This is a genomic window from Janthinobacterium sp. P210005 (assembly GCF_036231865.1).
GTDB classification, from domain to species: domain Bacteria; phylum Pseudomonadota; class Gammaproteobacteria; order Burkholderiales; family Burkholderiaceae_D; genus Janthinobacterium; species Janthinobacterium kumbetense.
The window spans coordinates 1,162,834-1,178,796 of the sequence record NZ_JAZARC010000001.1 but is presented as its reverse complement, the minus strand read 5'-3'; the positions used below and the strand labels follow the sequence as shown (position 1 = coordinate 1,178,796).

General features: G+C 63.3%; 14 protein-coding genes. 8 read left to right on the top strand and 6 right to left on the bottom strand.

The genetic code is table 11. The features are described from left to right. Positions 1-3 precede the first annotated feature (3 nt). Positions 4-1,005, top strand: a complete 1,002-nt coding sequence (locus VPH40_RS05155) for a Gfo/Idh/MocA family protein (RefSeq protein WP_328572877.1) — start codon at positions 4-6, stop codon at positions 1,003-1,005. Positions 1,006-1,195: 190 nt separating this feature from the next. Here the strand turns inward: VPH40_RS05155 and lysS are convergent, their stop codons facing one another. The 4 genes from lysS to VPH40_RS05135 all read right to left on the bottom strand — a co-directional run bounded on the left by lysS (position 1,196) and on the right by VPH40_RS05135 (position 4,750). After that, positions 1,196-2,725 (bottom strand): lysine--tRNA ligase, encoded by a 1,530-nt coding sequence (lysS, locus tag VPH40_RS05150; protein WP_099667574.1) that lies wholly within the window; start codon positions 2,723-2,725, stop codon positions 1,196-1,198. An 18-nt stretch (positions 2,726-2,743) separates the two neighbouring features. Continuing rightward, positions 2,744-3,439, bottom strand: coding sequence for an HAD family hydrolase (locus VPH40_RS05145; protein WP_099667575.1), 696 nt, complete (start codon positions 3,437-3,439; stop codon positions 2,744-2,746). A gap of 2 nt (positions 3,440-3,441) precedes the next feature. Continuing rightward, a protein-coding gene (gene prfB, locus VPH40_RS05140; protein WP_139143151.1) for a peptide chain release factor 2 occupies positions 3,442-4,546 on the bottom strand; the annotation gives its coding sequence in 2 pieces (ribosomal slippage) (positions 3,442-4,464 and positions 4,466-4,546; 1,104 coding nt in all). Next, positions 4,463-4,750 carry a hypothetical protein gene (locus VPH40_RS05135; protein ID WP_171984906.1) on the bottom strand — a complete coding sequence of 96 codons (288 nt, stop codon included), beginning with the start codon at positions 4,748-4,750 and terminating at the stop codon, positions 4,463-4,465. The genes prfB and VPH40_RS05135 overlap by 84 nt, the downstream gene beginning before the upstream one ends. On the opposite strand from VPH40_RS05135, the gene VPH40_RS05130 reads away from it, so the two are divergent. After that, on the top strand, positions 4,749-6,782 hold the full coding sequence (locus VPH40_RS05130) for a bifunctional 2',3'-cyclic-nucleotide 2'-phosphodiesterase/3'-nucleotidase (protein ID WP_328572876.1): 2,034 nt from the start codon (positions 4,749-4,751) through the stop codon (positions 6,780-6,782). The two genes, VPH40_RS05135 and VPH40_RS05130, sit on opposite strands and share 2 nt — an antisense overlap. Beyond that, the gene (locus tag VPH40_RS05125; RefSeq protein ID WP_328572875.1) at positions 6,779-7,267 is read left to right on the top strand and encodes a tetratricopeptide repeat protein; all 489 of its coding nucleotides are present in this window, start codon (positions 6,779-6,781) and stop codon (positions 7,265-7,267) included. Before VPH40_RS05130 ends, VPH40_RS05125 begins: the two co-directional genes overlap by 4 nt. Positions 7,268-7,279: 12 nt before the next feature. On the opposite strand, the gene VPH40_RS05120 is transcribed toward VPH40_RS05125, so the two are convergent. Further along, positions 7,280-7,678, bottom strand: coding sequence for a hypothetical protein (locus VPH40_RS05120; protein ID WP_251348366.1), 399 nt, complete (start codon positions 7,676-7,678; stop codon positions 7,280-7,282). Between the two features lie 9 nt (positions 7,679-7,687). Then, positions 7,688-8,563, bottom strand: coding sequence for a hypothetical protein (locus tag VPH40_RS05115; protein WP_305062134.1), 876 nt, complete (start codon positions 8,561-8,563; stop codon positions 7,688-7,690). A 345-nt stretch (positions 8,564-8,908) separates the two neighbouring features. Here VPH40_RS05115 and VPH40_RS05110 point away from each other — a divergent pair, with 345 nt between their 5' ends. The 5 genes from VPH40_RS05110 (at position 8,909) to VPH40_RS05090 (ending at position 15,962) form a co-directional block, all read left to right on the top strand. Beyond that, entirely contained in the window at positions 8,909-10,066 is a 1,158-nt protein-coding gene (locus VPH40_RS05110) for an ABC transporter substrate-binding protein (protein ID WP_046682990.1), read from the top strand. Positions 10,067-10,151: 85 nt separating this feature from the next. After that, on the top strand, positions 10,152-11,042 hold the full coding sequence (locus tag VPH40_RS05105) for a branched-chain amino acid ABC transporter permease (RefSeq protein ID WP_034782923.1): 891 nt from the start codon (positions 10,152-10,154) through the stop codon (positions 11,040-11,042). Positions 11,043-11,049: 7 nt separating this feature from the next. Then, on the top strand, positions 11,050-12,993 hold the full coding sequence (locus VPH40_RS05100; protein WP_328572874.1) for a branched-chain amino acid ABC transporter ATP-binding protein/permease: 1,944 nt from the start codon (positions 11,050-11,052) through the stop codon (positions 12,991-12,993). Positions 12,994-13,003: 10 nt separating this feature from the next. Beyond that, on the top strand, positions 13,004-13,726 hold the full coding sequence (locus VPH40_RS05095; protein ID WP_099667581.1) for an ABC transporter ATP-binding protein: 723 nt from the start codon (positions 13,004-13,006) through the stop codon (positions 13,724-13,726). 148 nt (positions 13,727-13,874) lie between these two features. Further along, complete coding sequence (locus tag VPH40_RS05090; protein ID WP_328572873.1) at positions 13,875-15,962, top strand: TonB-dependent receptor plug domain-containing protein; 2,088 nt, start codon at positions 13,875-13,877, stop codon at positions 15,960-15,962. Position 15,963 lies beyond the last annotated feature (1 nt).

Here is a 15,963-nt window from a genome sequence, read left to right as displayed (position 1 = left end):
CGAATGAAGAAAATCGGATGGATACTGGTCGGCGCCAGCACCGTGGCGCGCGAATGGATGGTCGACGCGATCCGCCAGCAGGGCGACGCGGAAGTGCTGGCCGTGGTCAGCAAGGACGCCGCGCGCGGCGCCGCTTTTGCCGCGCAGTTCGGCATCGCCGCCAGCTATACGGACCTTGAAGCGGCGCTGGCGCATCCGGGCGCGGACGCCGTGTACATCAGCACCACCAACGAATGGCACATGGCGCAGACCTTGCAGGCGGCGCGCGCCGGCAAGCACGTGCTGTGCGAAAAACCGCTGGCGCTGAACCTGGACGACGCCCGCCGCATGGTCGACGGTTGCGCCGAAGCGGGCGTGGTGCTGGGAATTAACCACCACCTGCGCAATGCCGCCAGCCACGGCAAGGTGCGCGAGCTGATACGCGCCGGCGAGATCGGCCAGCCCCTGTATTGCCGTGTGCTGCACGCGAATAACCTGCCGCAGCACCTGCGCGGCTGGCGCCTGGACGCGCCGGAATCGGGCGGCGTCACGCTCGACATGTTCGTGCACGACGTCGACACCCTGCGCTTCCTGCTGGATGCGGAGCCGCGCCACGTCACTGCCTGCGCCACCAGCGGCGGCATGACGGTGGCCGGGCTGGAAGAGGGCCTGATGGCCGTCATCGAGTTCGACAACGGCACCCTGGTGCAGGTGCACGATGCGTTCAATGCGCCGCATTCGCTGTCCGGCGTGGAAATCATCGGCACCAAGGGCACCATCTTCGCCACCGGCGTGATGACGCAGCGCCCCGTCGGCAGCATTACCCTGACGCGCGACGGCGGCAGCATCGACATCCCCGTCGGGCATGAAAACCTGTACGTGCGCTCGGTGCGCGCCTTCCAGCACGCCATGCGCGGCGAAGGGCAGCCTGCCGCCACCGGCGACGACGGCATGCGCGCGCTGGCCACCGCATTGGCGGCGCAGCAGGCCAGCCGCAGCCACCAGCGCGTGACCCTGGACGCCTGACGGCTGGCCGTAGAAGTAAAAAAGCCGCCTGATCGCAAGACCAGGCGGCTTTTTTTGCCTTGAAGCATCGAACGCCTGAAAAATCGTAGCGAGCGGATGGGAGTTGCGGCTAAGAAGCGCAACTGTGCTATAGCACAGTGAGCATCGCAGGCCGCAAATCGCGACGCGCAGTAGATTTTTCAGGTGTTCATCACTCTTCGCGGCGCAGGTGAGGGAACAGCAGCACGTCGCGGATGTTCGGCGAATCCGTGATGATCATCATCAGGCGGTCGATGCCGATGCCGCAGCCGCCGGCTGGCGGCATGCCGTATTCCAGCGCGCGGATGTAGTCGGCGTCGTAGAACATCGCCTCTTCATCGCCGGCGTCCTTGGCGGCCACTTGCGCCAGGAAGCGGGCCGACTGGTCTTCCGCATCGTTCAACTCGGAGAAGCCGTTGGCGATTTCGCGGCCCACCATGAACAGCTCGAAGCGTTCCGTGATGCCAGCCACCGTGTCGGAAGCGCGCGCCAGTGGCGACACTTCGACCGGGTAGTCGATGATATAGGTCGGTTCCCACAGTTGCGCTTCAGCCGTTTCTTCGAACAGCGCCAGTTGCAGCGCGCCCAGGCCGGCCGTGGCGAACGGCTTGACGCCGAATTTTTTCAGCTCTTCCTTGATGAATTCGGCATCGTTCAACTGCTCGGCGGTGTAGCCTGGAGCATATTTGTTGATCGCTTCGACGATGGTCAGGCGGTGGAACGGTTTTGCCAGATCCAGTTCGCGGCCGCCGTAGGTCAGGGTGGCGGTACCGTGCGCGTCGATGGCGGCCTGGCGGATGACGGCTTCCGTGAAGTCCATCAGCCATTTGTAGTCGGTGTAGGCCGCGTAGAATTCCATCATCGTGAATTCAGGGTTGTGACGGATCGACACGCCTTCGTTGCGGAAGTTGCGGTTGATCTCGAACACGCGGTCGAAGCCGCCCACGACCAGGCGTTTCAGGTACAACTCGGGCGCGATGCGCAGGAACATCTGCATGTCCAGCGCATTGTGGTGCGTGATGAACGGTTTTGCCGCGGCGCCGCCCGGGATCGTGTGCAGCATCGGCGTTTCCACTTCCATGAACTCGTTCTTTTCCATGAAGCGGCGGATCGACGAGATGGCGGCGGTACGCGCCTTGAAGGTGCGGCGCGTCTCTTCGTTCATGATCAGGTCGACGTAGCGCTGGCGGTACTTCGTTTCCTGGTCGGCCAGGCCGTGGAATTTGTCCGGCAGCGGGCGCAGCGACTTGGTGATCAGGCGCAGTTCCGTGACCTTGATGGTCAGTTCGTCCGTCTTGGTCTTGAACAGGGTGCCCGTCACGCCCAGGATATCGCCCAGGTCATAGTGGTGCAGGGCGGCCATGGCCGCTTCGCCGGTCAGGTCCAGGGTGGCGTAGATCTGGATGCGGCCGTCGGCCTTCGGGCCGGAGGCGTCTTGCAGGGTGGCGAAAGCGGCTTTCTTGCCGGCTTCGCGCTTGAGCATCATGCGGCCGGCCAGCACCACGGTGACAGGTTCGGCTTCCAGCTCTTCGCGCGTCTTGCCGCCGTATTGCGCGTGCAGGTCGGCCGCCTTGTGCTCGGGGCGGAAATCGTTCGGGAAGGCGACGCCTTGTTCGCGCAGTGCTGCCAGCTTGACGCGGCGCTCGGCGATGATCTTGTTTTCATCGGGGGCGGCGGCTTGTTCTTGGATATCCGTAGTCATGGTGTTCTTCGTTGGTGATTATTGATGATGTGGCGCCAGCGCTGGCGCCACGCTGGCAAACAGTGCGTCGACGTCGAGTGCGGAGAAATCCGGTACGATGGCAATGACGTTGTCGAAGGCGGCAAACGCCTCGGCCGGCAGGGTGGTGGTGAGCACCACGACGCGCATGCCGGCGCGGCGCGCCGCTTCCACGCCCAGGGGCGCGTCTTCGAAGACGATGCAGTCTTGCGGCAGCGCGTCGGCCAGCAGCGCGCCTTTCAGGAAAACGTCCGGGTGCGGCTTGCCCCGTTCCACGTCGGCAGCGCCGACGATGGCGTCGAAGCGGTGGCGCAGGTCCAGGCCATCGAGCGTGAACGCGATGTTCTCGTCCGGCGCGGCCGTGCCCACCACCAGCCCGACGCCAGCCTGGCGCGCGCTGGCGATCAGCCGGTCGAAGCCAGGCACCGTGGCCAGGTGCGGGCCATACAGTTCGCGGTAGACGACTTCCTTTTCCGCCAGCAGGGTGACATGGTCGGCATCCGCGCCCAGGTACTTGGCAATGATTTCGTGTCCCTGCCGTCCCGCCGTGTCGCGGAAGAAGGCATCCGCGTCCAGCGCATGGCCGTGGCGTTCAAAGAACGCCAGCCACGACGTCGTGTGGAAGGCCATGTTATCGACGATCGTGCCATCCATGTCGAACAGGAAGGCGCGCTGCGCCGGAGCGGATGCGTTCATCCTTATACGCCTTGCTTGAGCGAGGCGGAGATGAAGTCGTCGATGTCGCCATCGAGCACGCCCTTGGTATTGCCCGTCTCGAAACCGGTGCGCAAGTCCTTGATGCGGGACTGGTCCAGCACGTAGGAGCGGATCTGGTGACCCCAGCCCACGTCCGTCTTCGAGTCTTCCAGCTTCTGCTGCTCGCTCATGCGCTTGCGCAGTTCATGCTCGTACAGCTTCGCTTTCAGCATTTCCATCGCTTCGGCGCGGTTGCGGTGCTGCGAACGGTCGTTCTGGCACTGCACCACGATGCCGGTCGGCGCGTGGGTCATGCGGACGGCGGAGTCGGTCTTGTTGATGTGCTGACCGCCGGCGCCCGACGCGCGGTAGGTATCGACGCGGATATCGGCCGGGTTGACGTCGATCTCGATCGAATCGTCGACTTCCGGATACACGAACAGCGACGTAAACGAGGTGTGGCGGCCGTTGGCCGAGTCGAATGGCGACTTGCGCACCAGGCGGTGCACGCCCGTTTCCGTGCGCAGGAAGCCGTAGGCGTGATCGCCCTCGACCTTCAGAGTGGCCGTCTTGATGCCGGCGACCTCGCCGTCCGACTGCTCCAGGATTTCGACCTTGAAGCCCTTGCGTTCGCAATAGCGCAGGTACTGGCGCAGCAGCATCGAGGCCCAGTCCTGGGCTTCCGTACCGCCGGCGCCGGCCTGGATGTCGATGAAGCAGTTGTTCGGGTCCATCGGATTGTTGAACATCCGGCGGAATTCCATGCTTTCGATGACCTTGCGGATTTCCTGCACGTCCTGCTCGATCGCTTCGAGCGTCTCGTCGTCGCCTTCTTCGCGGGCCATGTCGAACAGGTCGCGGGTGTCGCGCAGGTCGGCATCGGCCTTGGCGAGCGTGAAGACGATGGCTTCCAGCGCCTTCTTCTCTTTACCGAGGTCCTGGGCGCGCTTGGGATCGTTCCAGACGGTCGGATCTTCCAGCTCTTCGTTGACTTGCTCTAGTTTCTCCGACTTGACAGTGAAGTCAAAGATACCTCCGAAGTTCGGCTTCGCGGACCGTCAGGTCGTTGAGCAGGGCGGAGATGATATTGATGCGTTCGGCTTCCATAATGTTCTGGTCTTCTATGGTGAAATCAAACCCTGAATTATACGCGAGCGCGGCGCGTTTCCGCTGCCGCCGCGGCGCAATTGCTGCCGCACGGGGCAATAAAATGACGATTTTGCTGTATTTACGACAATATTTTTGCCTTGATAGGGGCTGCCGTGCTGCGTATGATGCTGGCGATATTGTCTTTCCACAGGAATACATCATGCTTCAACTTCCCCGTCTCGCCCTGTTACCGCTGCTGCTGGCCGGCTGCGGCGCCTTGCCGCCCGCCGCCACGGGACCCGCCCGGTCGCCATCGGCCGCGCCGGCCGGCAGCAGCGCCACCCTGGCCCTGCTGGAGACGACGGACTTGCACGCGAATGTGCTTAGTTATGATTACTACAAGCTGCAGGCGGAACCGTCGATCGGCCTGGAACGCACGGCGGCCTTGATCGCCCAGGCGCGCGCGCAGTTCCCGAACAATCTCTTGCTCGACAACGGCGACACCATCCAGGGCACGGCCCTGGCCGACTACCAGGCATTGGTCAAACCGCTGGCTTGCGACCAGACCCTGGCCATCTACAAGGCCATGAATCTGCTGAAGGTCGATGGCGGCGGCATCGGCAACCACGAATTCAACTACGGCCTGGCGTTTTTGAGCCAGGTGACGGGCAACCGCTTCGACGTCGACAGCGTCAACGCCAGCAAACCGCGCTGCGCCGGTCCCGCATTCCCGCAAGTGCTGGCCAATGTCTACAGCGTCAAGACGGGCCAGCCCCTGTTTGCGCCATATCACATCATCGACAAGCAGATCACGGCCACCGGCCCCGATGGCAAGGCCATTACCGCCACCGTGAAGGTGGGCATCATCAGCTTTGCGCCGCCCACCATCATGGCCTGGGACAAGCGCTGGCTGGAAGGCCGCGTCTACACGCAGGGCGTGCGCGAGACGGCGGAAAAATTCATCCCCGAGATGCGCGCCAGGGGCGCCGAGCTGGTGGTGGCCATTTCGCATGGCGGCCTCGATGACAGCCCGTACTCGCCGACCATGGAAAACGGTAATTACTACCTGTCGCAAGTGCCGGGCGTGGACGCCATGCTGATCGGCCATTCGCACCAGCTGTTCCCGAACGCGGCCAGCACGGTGCCGCAGTTTAATTTGCCCGGCGTCGACAAGGTCAAAGGGCTGGTCAATGGCGTGCCCACGGTGATGGCCAATTTGTGGGGCAAGCACCTGGGCGTGATCGGTTTGCGCCTGCGCCACGACGGCAAGCAGTGGGTGGTCGACAAGAGCGCCACGACGGTGGAAGCGCGCGGCATCCAGAATGCGGACAAGAGTTACGTCCAGCCCGACGCAGCCATCGCCGCACTGGTGGCCGAGGAGCACGCGGCGACGATCGCCTACGTGCAGACGCCGGTCGGCGCCACGGATTTCCGCATGTCGACGTATTTTGCCGACGTGGGCGACGTCAGCGCCATCGAAGTGGTGAACCAGGCGCAAGCGGGCTACCTGGCCGCCTACGTGAAGGCGAACCTGCCGCAATATGCCAGTCTGCCCGTACTGTCGATGTCGTCGCCGTTCAAGAGCGGCTCGGCGGGCGTGTCCGACTACACGGACGTCAAGGCGGGCAATGTGGCGCTGAACAACGCGGCCGATTTGTATCTGTATCCGAACGCGCTGTACGGCGTGAAGATGAACGGCGTCGAATTGAAGGCGTGGCTGGAACAGTCGGCGCGGCGCTTCAATACCATCGATCCGCACAAGGCGGAGCCGCAGGAACTGGTCAACACGGCCCATCCGAGCTACAACTTCGATACGCTCACCAGCGCCGACGTGCGCTACCAGATCGACGTCACGCAGCCGCCGGGCCGCCGCATCCAGGGCCTGACGTTCAAGGGCAAGCCGGTGGACGCGGGCCAGGAATTTCTCATCGCGACAAATAACTACCGCGCCAGCGGCGGCGGCAATTTCCCTGGCCTGGACGGCAGCAAGACGGTGGTGGCCTCGCCCGACAACAACCGCGAACTGCTGATCGCCTACGTCACGCAAGAGAAAAACCTGACGCGCGCGAAAAACGGCTCGGCGCGCAGCTGGCGCTTCGCCAGGGTTGCCACCAAAGGCCCCGTGGTCTTCCATTCCGCGCCGAACGTGATCGAGCTGGCGAAAGCGGCCGGCATCGATAACGTCACGCAGTTGAAGCTTGATGACGGTGCCGGCAAGGGCTTTGCGCTGTATCAGCTCGACCTGTCGAAATGAAGGCATGGGTGTTTGTCGTCGCCCTGGCCGTATCGCCGCTGGCATCGGCAGGGTCGGACCTCACGGCCCAGGCCAAGGTCTTGATGCGCGCGGGCGAGGCGAGCCAGCCGCAGGCGCGCGCTCTGTTCGAGCACGCGGCGGGGCAGGGCGGCGGTCCTGCCGCGTACTACCTGGGCTTGATGCACAAGAACGGCATGGGTGGGCCGCAGGACAGCGCCGCCGCGTTGCGCTGGCTGGAACTGGCCGCGCAACGCGGCGTGGCGCCAGCCATGTTCATCGTGGCAAACATGCTGCAGGAGACTGATCAGGAACAGGCACGTCACTGGCTGGATGCCGCCTGCGACCTGGATTACCCGGAAGCGCTGCAGCAGAAATCCGTCGCCCTGGCCGAAGGGCGCATGGGCTATGCGCACAGCGAGGAACAGGCAAACCTGTACCTGAAAATGGCCACGCATGCGATGGGGCACAGGGCCGAAGAGCCGTGATTGTCCGCCAGGTCAGGTTCGCAGGCTATTTGCAGCCTCGGCAATGGCCAGCGGGTTGCGCGACAGCAGGGCGGCGGCCAGGTCCAGCAGGCCGGCCGCTGCCTTGATGGCCGCGTGCGTGTGCCCGATGTCGGCCACGGTTTTCCTGCCTTGGTCGATGGCCGTGTTCACATTGGCCAATGCCTGCTGCGCACTCTGGTTGATCAGGTAGATGCCGTGGGCGCGGAAAAAGGACACCATCTGATCCAGGTGGCTTTCATATTGCTTGAGATCATGCAGCACGGCTGACGGCGTCGGCGGCGTGCGGTCGGTCAGCGCGATGCGCAGCTCCAGTACCTGGTTCGAGGCCTGTGCCAGCTTGTCGGCGATTTCCGTGGTTTGTTTTTCATCGAGTGCGATAACGTTGCCCATGTCCGACTCCTACCAGGGGGATGGTGAATAATTGGCGGCCTGTTTTTGCAGGGTATCGACTTGCTTGGCAAAAGTGTCCAGTTGACGCTCTAATGCCGGGTCTTGCATGGACTTGGCGCGCAAGGTGCTGAGACTGTTTTGCAATTCCGTCATGGCGGCAAGATAGGCGTCGATGACCTTGCCACGCTCCTGCAGTTGCCGCCCGTCAAGGTAGAGCTTGGCCTTCAGATAGTTGCTGGTCACGGGTTCCCTGGCGGCAGCGTTGTCGAGCGAGCGATTCAGGGATGCCAGCGTCAGGCTCTCGTCGTGCAGATTGGCCTGGTAGTTTTGCTGCGCATATTTTTTCAGTGCATTGCTGATGATATAAATATCGTCTTCGCGCGCCAGCAATTCGTTGATTCCCGACTGCTGTCTTTGCTGCGTGACAATCTGGCTGATCAGCGCGCTCAGGCGCGTGACTTTGTCCAGCTGGTCGGCGTCGAGCACCGGCGCCATGCCGCCGGACTGCTGCAAGGCGCCCAGCGAACCGCCAAGGGCGCCGATCTCCTCCTTGTAGTTCGCCAGCTTGTCGTTGGCCAGCGCGGCAAGTACTTCCGCGTAGCGTTTCAATACATCGTTCAGTTCGGCTGTGCCCGCCAATTGCGCCGCATAGTCCTTGCAGCGCCGGAGCAGGTCCTGTTCCGTTTCCTGCGCAACGTAGGGGCGGTCGGTGATGATGCTGTTGCGCCGTACATTATTGGTGCAACTGCTCATGGAGTGGGTCAGCATGGGTTTGAATACTTCCGTTATCGCCACCGTCTGTCCCGCGAACTTGTCGACCGGCGTGAAGTTCTTGCAGGCGCTACTCATGCCGGCGATCAGCAGGCAGGCGCAGATGCTTGTCATGGGCTGGCGCATAGGGTCTCCATGGTAGGGAAGGGATTGCCGCCATGGCCGGTTGACCCTGGTTCAATGACCATATCACCATTGCATCGCCATACTTTTGACGCAGATCAGACATATGCATCGTGTGTCATGGTGTAGCACCTGTGTCAATTTGCGCCATATTTTCCTTACAAAAGACTGACAACAGGGCTGCAATTGCGGCTTTTCCGCATGTTGCGACGCGTCATATGTAGTTGTTGCTGGTGCATGTTTACTCACCTACAATGATTTATCGATGGGGCGGTTATCCAGCGTACGACTATAAAAATAAGTGGCATTAAAAACGTTGTATCAGAGGAGATGACAATGAATTTGAAACAGAAATTGCTCGTGGCAAGTTTGGTTTTGGGTTTCTCGCAGGCGGCAGTCGCAGCCGACCCCATCAAGATTGGCGTGTCCGGACCGTTTACGGGCGGTTCCGCGCCGATGGGCGTGTCGATGCGCGACGGCGTCAAGCTGGCCGTCGCTGAAATCAATGCCAAAGGCGGCGTACTGGGCCGTTCCCTGCTGCTCATCGAGCGCGATGACGAAGCGAAGAACGAACGCGGCGTGCAGATCGCCCAGGAGCTGATCAACAAGGAAAAGGTCGCCGCCACCGTCGGCTACATCAACACGGGCGTGGCCCTCGCTTCGCAGCGCTTCTACCAGGAAGCGAAGATTCCCGTCATGAACAATGTGGCGACGGGTTCCATCGTCACCAAGCAATTCGCCGACCAGCCGGAAAACTACATCTTCCGCAATGCTGCCAATGACACCATCCAGTCCGGCATGATCGTGCATGAGGCGATCGAAAACCGCAAGTTCAAGAAAGTGGCGATCCTGGCCGACTCCACCAACTATGGCCAGCTGGGCCGTGAAGACCTGGAAAAGGCGCTCGACAAGAAGGGCATCAAGCCCGTTGTCGTGGAAAAATACAACATCAAGGACGTCGACATGACGGCCCAGCTGCTGAAAGCCAAGCAGGCGGGGGCGGAAGTCGTGCTGACCTACGGCATCGGCCCGGAACTGGCGCAGATCGCCAACGGCATGGAAAAACTGGGCTGGAAAGTGCCGCTGATCGGCAGCTGGACCCTGGCCATGGGTAACTTCATCGACAACGCGGGCAAGAACGGCAACGGCACGCGCATGCCGCAAACCTTCATCCAGGACGCCAGCACGCCGAAGCGCAAGGCCTTCATCGACGCCTACGTGGCCGCCTACAAGCCATCGGGCGGACGCATGCCGTCGGCCGTCTCGGCCGCGCAAGGCTACGATTCCATCTACCTGCTGGCCGCGGCCATCACGCAGGCGGGCGGCACGGACGGCCCGAAAGTGCGCGCCGCGCTGGAAAACCTGAACGAGAAGGTGGAAGGCGCCGTCACCACCTACAACAAACCGTTCAGCAAGACCAACCATGAAGCGATCACGGCCGACCTGACCGTGTTTGGCGAAGTCAAGGACGGCAAGGTCGTCCTCGCGAAATAAGCCTGGCGGACAGTCGCCGCGCAGTGGCCAGCCTTGAGGAATCAGGACTGGCCATTTTTTCATCTTTCGTCTTCCGGGGAATACCATGGAAATCTTCCTGCAGCTCGTCTTCAGCGGCATCGCGCTGGGCATGATCTATGCCGTCATCGCTTTCGGCTACCAGCTGACCTTTGCCACTTCCGGCACCCTCAATTTCGGCCAGGGCGAATCCCTGATGCTGGGCGCGCTCGTGGGCCTCTCCCTGGTGGGCACCATCCATGGCGGGCCGTACATGAGCTATCTGCTGATGATCCCCATCGTCATCGTCTTCGGCGCCTTGCAGGGCGTGTTCGTCGAATGGATAGGCGTGCGGCCCGCCATCAAGATCAAGTCCGAATTCGGCTGGATCATGTCGACCATCGCGCTGGCCATCATCTTCAAGAATGTGGCGGAAAATATCTGGGGCAAGGATGACCTGATGTTCCCGTCGCCGCTGTCGGCCGCGCCGTTCCAGGTATTCGGCGCCAACGTGCAGCAGATGCAGGTGGCCGTCATCGTCGGCGCACTGGCCATCATGCTGGCCGTGGAAGTATTCAACCGCAAATCGATCTATGGCAAGGCCGTCGTGGCGACGGCCAACGACCGCGACGCGGCCGGTTTGATGGGTATCAATACGGGTATGGTCATCACCTTTTCCTACGCGCTGTCATCGGCCACGGCCGCCTTTGCGGGCGTGCTGGTGGCGCCGCTGACCCTGACGGGAGCGACCATGGGTGCTTCGCTGGGCTTGAAGGCGTTTGCCGTGGCCATCATCGGCGGCCTGACCTCGGGCGTGGGCGCCATCGTCGGCGGGCTGATCCTGGGCATCGCCGAGACGACCACCGGCTACTACATCTCCACCGGCTACAAGGAAGTGCCTGGCCTGCTGCTCCTGCTGCTGGTGCTGGCCATCAAGCCGTCCGGCCTGTTCGGCAAAGCCGCGATCAAGAAAGTCTGAGGACGACATGAACAAGAAAATCACCATGCTGGCGTTGAGCGCGGCGGGACTGGCCGTGCTCGCGCTGTTCCCCATCGTCATCCCGAACCCATATTACATCCACCTGGCCGAGACCATATTGATCTATGCCATCCTGCTGTTCGGTCTGGATATCGTCGTCGGCTACACGGGGCAGGTGTCGCTGGGCCACGCGGGCCTGTTCGGCATCGGCTCGTACGCCACGGGCGTGCTGGTGTTCAAGCTGGGCGCGCCGTTCTGGCTGGCCATCCCCGCCAGCATCCTGGGCGCGGCCGTCTTCGGTGCCATCCTGGCCTTGCCGGCCCTGCGCGTGACGGGACCCTACCTGGCGATGGTGACCCTGGCCTTCGGCACCATCGTGCAAATCCTGATCAATGAAATGAGCTTCCTGACGGAAGGGCCGATGGGCATCAAGATCCACAAGCCCGTCCTGTTCGGCCACAAGCTTTCCGAGGTCGAGTACTACTACATGGTCGCCGCGCTGCTGGTGATCTCGCTGGTGGTGGTGCACCGCATTCTGAAATCGAACCTGGGCCGGGCGTTCGAAGCCTTGCGCGACAGCCCCATCGCCTCGGATTGCATGGGCGTGTCCGTGTACCGCTACAAGGTCTACGCCTTCGTCATCAGCGCCGGCTTCGCGGGACTGGCCGGCAGCCTGTATGCGTATTCGGAAGAATACATCTCGCCCAATACCTACAACTTCGAACTGACGATATTGTTCCTGCTGGCCGTCATCATGGGCGGACGCAAGACGCGTTCCGGCGCCCTGATCGGCGCCCTGATCGTCGTCATGCTACCCAGCCTGCTGTCGGACATCGAATTGTTCCGCAAGATCGCCGTCGGCGCCGCCGTGCTGGGCGTGATCGGTTCCATCATCATGCTGGCGAAGAAGCGCTCCACCGTGCGCGGCGTGCTCGTGCCCCTGGTGGCCACCATCGGCCTGGCCGCGTATTCGTACAAGCTGGAAAACATGGTCGACTGGCGCCTGACCATCTTCGGCCTGATGACCTTATTTGTCGTGTACTACCTGCAGGACGGCATCGTCGGCTTCCTGATGAGCTTTATCGGCAAGGGCCGGCGCCATGTGGAAGCCGTCGCTTCGCACGGCGTGGCGCCGTTTGACCACGCCCAAGGCGGGCAGCAGGGCGCGACCTTGCTACGCGTGGAGCAGGCCCTGATGCAGTTCGGCGGCCTGAAAGCGCTGAACCAGGTGGACTTGAACGTCACGCAAGGTTCCGTGCACGGCTTGATCGGGCCGAACGGCTCGGGCAAGAGCACGATGATGAACGTGCTGACTGGGATCTACAAGCCGACAGCGGGCAAGGTGGAATTTGCCGGCGTGGTGATCTCCGGCCGCACGCCGTCCGAAATCGCCCTGGGCGGCGTGGCGCGCACCTTCCAGAACGTGCAACTGTTCGGCGAGATGACGGCGACGGAAAACGTGCTGGTGGGCTTGCACAACACGTTCAAATCGAACGTGCTGGACGTGATGCTGCATACGCCCCGCTACAAGCGCGAAGAGAAGGCGGCGCGCGAGCGGGCCGCCAGCATCCTCGAATTCGTCGGCCTGGCCGACCTGGCCAACGAAGAGGCGCGCAATTTGCCGTACGGCAAGCAGCGGCTGCTGGAAATCGGCCGCGCGCTGGGCCTGAACCCGCGCCTGCTGCTGCTCGACGAGCCGGCGGCGGGCCTGACGGCGCCCGACATCAAGGAATTGATGGCCATCATCCGCAAGATCCGCGAGCACGGCATCACCATCATCCTGATCGAGCACCACATGGACGTGGTGATGGCCCTGTCGGACGTGGTGACGGTGCTGGACTTCGGCCAGAAGATCGCCGAAGGCGTGCCCGCGCTTGTCCAGAGCGACCCGAAAGTGATCGAGGCCTACCTGGGCGGCAGCGCCGAAACCCTGGCGCCAGCGGCGCATTGAGAGGAAGACCATGCTGACCATTAACAATCTGCACGCCGCCTACGGCAAAGTCGAAGTCTTGCACGGCATTTCGCTCGACGTCCCGAAGGGCAAACTGGTGACTCTGATCGGCTCGAACGGGGCCGGCAAGACCACCACCATGCGCGCCATTTCCGGCATGCTGAAACCGAAATCCGGCACTGTCACCCTGGGCGGCAAGGATGTCACGGGGCTCGATTCGCACCGTATCGCCCGCGCGGGACTGGCCCATTCGCCGGAAGGCAGGAGGGTGTTCGCCTCGATGTCGGTGACGGACAACCTGCTGCTGGGCGCCTTCCCCCGTTTTACGCGGGCGCGCCCGAAAGGCGACATCAAGGGCGACCTGGACAAGGCGTTGGAACTGTTCCCCCGCCTGAAGGAGCGGCGCGACCAGCTGGCCGGCACCTTGTCGGGCGGCGAGCAGCAAATGCTGGCCATGGCCCGCGCCGTGATGCTGAACCCGGAAGTGATCCTGCTGGACGAGCCGTCGATGGGCCTGGCGCCGATTTTGGTGGAAGAAGTCTTCCGCATCATCACGCGCTTGAAGGCGGAAGGCGTGACCATGCTGCTGGTCGAGCAATTCGCCGCCGCCGCCCTGAACGTGGCCGATTACGGCTACGTGCTGGAAAACGGCAGCATTTCCGTGCACGGGCCGGCGGAAAGCCTGAAAAATGATCCGAAGGTGATCGCGGCCTACCTGGGCGGCGGGCATTGAACATGGCTGGACAATGCGCTTGTTGCGCATTGTCAAATCCTCTACACTGCGCTTCCCAATCCGCAGTGTAGAAAAAGGCATCATGCGCAGCGCCAGCCCGTTTCCCCCGCTTTTCCCTCCACTTTTATCCCCGCTTTTTTGCCTGCTCTTGCCCGCCGCGGCCTGCGCCGACGATGCGCCGCTGCAAAAGGTTGAAATTACCGCCGCCAGCGGCGTGCAGCAGCGGCGCGACGACACGGCTGCGAAGATCATCGTCAGCCGCGACGACCTGGCCCAATATGGCGACAGCAGCCTGGCCGCGACGTTGAAACGCCAGCCCGGCGTCTCCATCGTCGGCGGCGAGGTGCGCATGCGGGGCCTGGGGGCCGGCTACACGCAGATGCTGATCAACGGCGACCCCGCGCCACCGGGTTTTTCCATCGAATCGATCGCACCCGAGATGATCGAGCGCATCGAGATTTTGCGCAGCGCGACGGCCGAATACAGCATGCAAGCCGTCGCCGGCAGCATCAACGTGGTCTTGCGCAAGGGCGCCAGCGGCGCCGAGCGCGAAGGGAAGTTGGGCACGGGCCGGCAGGATGGCCGCTGGCAGCCTGCCGCGTCGCTGCGCGTGGCGGACAAGCTGTCCGGTTTCGCCTATGCGCTGACGGGCGCTCTGGAGCGCACGGCCGACGATGTGGCGGGAAGGATGACTGAAACAAGCGCAGATGCCACCGGCACGCTGCTGGCGCAGCGTACAACGCGCACGCGCAATGCTTCGTCCGTCAACAAGGCCAGCCTGACGCCGCGCCTGCACTGGACCCTGGACAAGGGCGACACCATCACCTGGCAAAGCCTGCTGGACTGGTACCGCACGGGGTTTGACGGCGTGGCGCGCGAAACGACCTTGCTGGGGGCGGCCTCCAGTTATCCGCGCAATGGCGCCACCTCGCAAGCCAGCGTGTTTTCAGCGCGCAGCGATGTGAGCTGGGCGCATGCGCTGGGGGCGGTGGGCAAGCTGACGGCCAGGCTGGGCGTCAACCACAACCGGCGCGACACGGATTATGTTTTCCATGGCGAGGCGGCCGCTGGCGCGCCCCTGCTGCTGCGCGGCGTGGTTTCCGACGCCATCGACGACAGCGTCAACAGCAGCGGCAAGTACCTGGGCCGGCTCGGTGGCGGCCACGCCCTGAGCCTGGGCTGGGATGGCAGCCTGATACGCCGCAGCGAGTCGCGCCGCCAGCGCGACACGTACCTTGCCGGCGGCGCGCCGTATGCGCTCGATGAAGACTACACGGCCGACGTGCGGCGCCTGGCCCTGTATGCGCAGGATGAATGGGAGGTGACGCCGCGCCTGCAAATGTATGCGGGCGTGCGCTGGGAAGGCTTGCAGACGGCGACCGAGGGCCGTACCTTGAGCGAAGTGCGCACGCGGGCCAGCGTCTGGAGCCCCGTGGCGCAGCTGCTGTGGAAGCTGCCGCAGCAGGAGCGTGACCAGCTGCGGCTGGCGCTGGCGCGCACCTACAAGGCGCCCACCGCGCGCAACCTGGTGCCGCGCCGCTATACCGTCAACAATGGCAACAGCGCCAACAATCCCGATTTCCAGGGCAATCCCGACCTGCGCCCGGAACTGGCGTGGGGGCTGGACGCGGCGTATGAAAGCTATTTTGGCAAGAGCGGCGTGGCCAGCCTGTCGGCATTCACGCGGCGCATCAGCGACGTCACCGTGCAGCGCCTGATCCTGTACGACGGCGTCTGGACGGCCAGCCCGTTCAACAATGGCGCGGCCACGGTGCGCGGCATCGAGCTGGATGTGAAATTTCCCGTGCGGACCTGGTGGGCGCAGGCGCCCGACGTCGACGTGCGCGCCAATGCGGGGCGCAACTGGTCCAAGGTCGCCGCCGTGCCGGGTCCCGGCAACCGCCTGGCCAGCCAGGTGCCGGCCACGCTCAACCTGGGACTCGATTACCGGCGCTCGCCGGGGATGAGCATGGGCGGCAATCTGAACGTGCAGACGGGCGGCCTGGCGCGGCTCGATGCGCACGCCGGCAGCCATGCGGGCGTGCGGCGCACCCTCGACGCGTATGCGTTGTGGCAGCCGGACGCGAAAACGCGCGTGCGCCTGTCGGCCGCCAACCTGCTGCACCAGCAGCAGGTGCAGGGGCAATCCTGGGTCGATGATGCAGGCCGCAGCGAAAGCGTGACGACCCTCGATGGCAGCGTTGCGCTGCGCCTGATGCTCGAGCGCAGCCTGTAGG

Bases quoted from the DNA above. Each gene is read 5' to 3' on its own strand.
- VPH40_RS05125 (WP_328572875.1), top strand. From the start codon at position 6,779: ATGAAGGCATGGGTGTTTGTCGTCGCCCTGGCCGTATCGCCGCTGGCA.
- VPH40_RS05130 (WP_328572876.1), top strand. From the start codon at position 4,749: ATGCTTCAACTTCCCCGTCTCGCCCTGTTACCGCTGCTGCTGGCCGGC.
- VPH40_RS05155 (WP_328572877.1), top strand. From the start codon at position 4: ATGAAGAAAATCGGATGGATACTGGTCGGCGCCAGCACCGTGGCGCGC.
- VPH40_RS05110 (WP_046682990.1), top strand. From the start codon at position 8,909: ATGAATTTGAAACAGAAATTGCTCGTGGCAAGTTTGGTTTTGGGTTTC.
- lysS (WP_099667574.1), bottom strand. From the start codon at position 2,725: ATGACTACGGATATCCAAGAACAAGCCGCCGCCCCCGATGAAAACAAG.
- VPH40_RS05120 (WP_251348366.1), bottom strand. From the start codon at position 7,678: ATGGGCAACGTTATCGCACTCGATGAAAAACAAACCACGGAAATCGCC.
- VPH40_RS05105 (WP_034782923.1), top strand. From the start codon at position 10,152: ATGGAAATCTTCCTGCAGCTCGTCTTCAGCGGCATCGCGCTGGGCATG.
- VPH40_RS05115 (WP_305062134.1), bottom strand. From the start codon at position 8,563: ATGACAAGCATCTGCGCCTGCCTGCTGATCGCCGGCATGAGTAGCGCC.
- VPH40_RS05095 (WP_099667581.1), top strand. From the start codon at position 13,004: ATGCTGACCATTAACAATCTGCACGCCGCCTACGGCAAAGTCGAAGTC.
- VPH40_RS05100 (WP_328572874.1), top strand. From the start codon at position 11,050: ATGAACAAGAAAATCACCATGCTGGCGTTGAGCGCGGCGGGACTGGCC.
- VPH40_RS05145 (WP_099667575.1), bottom strand. From the start codon at position 3,439: ATGAACGCATCCGCTCCGGCGCAGCGCGCCTTCCTGTTCGACATGGAT.
- VPH40_RS05135 (WP_171984906.1), bottom strand. From the start codon at position 4,750: ATGATGTATTCCTGTGGAAAGACAATATCGCCAGCATCATACGCAGCA.